Genomic DNA, 1,701 nt, shown 5'->3' on the forward strand with positions numbered 1-1,701 from the left:
CATAAATACCATAATTCACAGCTTTAGAAAATCCTAAGTCATCAGCTCTTACCATTATTTTTTTCATGTTCTACCTCACAAGAAAAGACGAAATAAAAACTATTCCGCCTCCTCCTTCTTACTAATCTAAATCTTCACCTTGTGTTTCAATAACTTTCTTATACCAATAGAAACTATCTTTCTTATAACGATTCAAGCTTCCATTACCTTCATCATCACGATCTACATATACAAAGCCGTAGCGTTTACGCATTTCACCAGTTCCTGCAGAAACTAAGTCAATGCATCCCCACATTGTATATCCCATTAGGTTAACACCATCTTTATTGATTGCATCATCCATAGATTGAATGTTTTGACGCAAGTAATCAATACGATAATCATCATGTACTGTTTTATCTTCTTCTAATACATCAGACCATCCAATACCGTTTTCAACAATCCAGATTGGCTTATTGTAACGATAATATAATGTATTACATGCCAAACGTAAACATGCAGGATCTGTTGCCCATCCCCATGCGTTTGTCTTTACATAAGGGTTGGTAACACCCATCACGAAGTTTCCACCACTATCATTGCCTACATCATGCGTAGTCACAGTGCTGCTTCCATAACATGAAAAGCTTAAGAAATCAGCTGCGTATTTTTCTAATAATTCATAGTCTTCTGGACAATCCTCTAATTGAATGCCTTTTCTTTCATATTCTTTTAATTTAAATTCTGGATAATGACCACCCGTTTGAACGTCGGCATACCAAATTGTTTGTTGACTGCGCTCTAAAGCCAAGATTTGATCTGCTGGATCACAAGTGTATGTATATACAGGTCCATATGCCAACATTTGTCCAATCTTGATATCTGGATGATTTTCATGACAGAACTTCACAACTTTAGCACTTGCGACAAACTGGTTGTGTGCACCTTGCGCTTTGGCTTGTTCACTAAAATCTACAAGTCCACCAGCCATATATGGCATCATAGACATAATGTTGATTTCATTAAATGTTAGATAATATTTTACTTTACCAACATAACGCTCAATGACTGTCTTTGCATATTTTTCAAAGAAATCAATACAACGACGATCTTTCCATCCACCATATTTGATTGTTAATCCGATTGGTGTTTCATAGTGAGATAAAGTAACCAATGGTTCAATGCCATATTTTTTACATTCATCAAACACTTCATCATAGAATTTCAAACCTTCTTCATTTGGCTGTTCATCATCTCCATTTGGGAAGATTCTAGCCCAGTTCATAGACATACGGAAAGTTTTAAATCCCATTTCTCCCATTAGTGCAATATCTTCTTTAAAGTGATGATAGAAATCTGTAGCTGTATGACTTGGATAATATTCATCTTCTAATACAGCTGGAATCGCTCCTTCTGGAATAAAACGATCTGTTGCGGATGTAAACATCATCGGTGTACTTCCTGTTTCATTTGTCTGTGGATTTCTCCAAGTAACACGACGAGCCACTGTGTGGGATCCATTTGTCAAAGTATCACTTGTGTTAATTCCTTTTCCACCTTCTAAATATCCACCTTCATATTGGTTGGCAGCTGTTGCGCCTCCCCATAAAAACTCTTTTGGAAAACTCATATATACCTCTTTCTAAAAAAATAACGACGCCAGCGTTTAGGCCTGACGCCGTTTTAATACTTATTATTCAGCTTCTGCTGCTAATGCTTCCT

General features: G+C 36.6%; 1 protein-coding gene. It reads right to left on the reverse strand.

Annotated elements, in window-relative coordinates:
* Positions 1-121: 121 nt before the first annotated feature.
* Entirely contained in the window at positions 122-1,609 is a 1,488-nt protein-coding gene (locus tag Q0F04_RS11825) for a family 1 glycosylhydrolase (RefSeq protein ID WP_295753536.1), read from the reverse strand.
* Positions 1,610-1,701 lie beyond the last annotated feature (92 nt).

The organism is uncultured Holdemanella sp. (assembly GCF_934772795.1).
GTDB lineage: Bacteria > Bacillota_I > Bacilli_A > Erysipelotrichales > Erysipelotrichaceae > Holdemanella.

Excerpts from the sequence above, each read along its gene's own strand:
- Q0F04_RS11825 (WP_295753536.1), bottom strand. The coding sequence starts at position 1,609 with ATGAGTTTTCCAAAAGAGTTTTTATGGGGAGGCGCAACAGCTGCCAAC.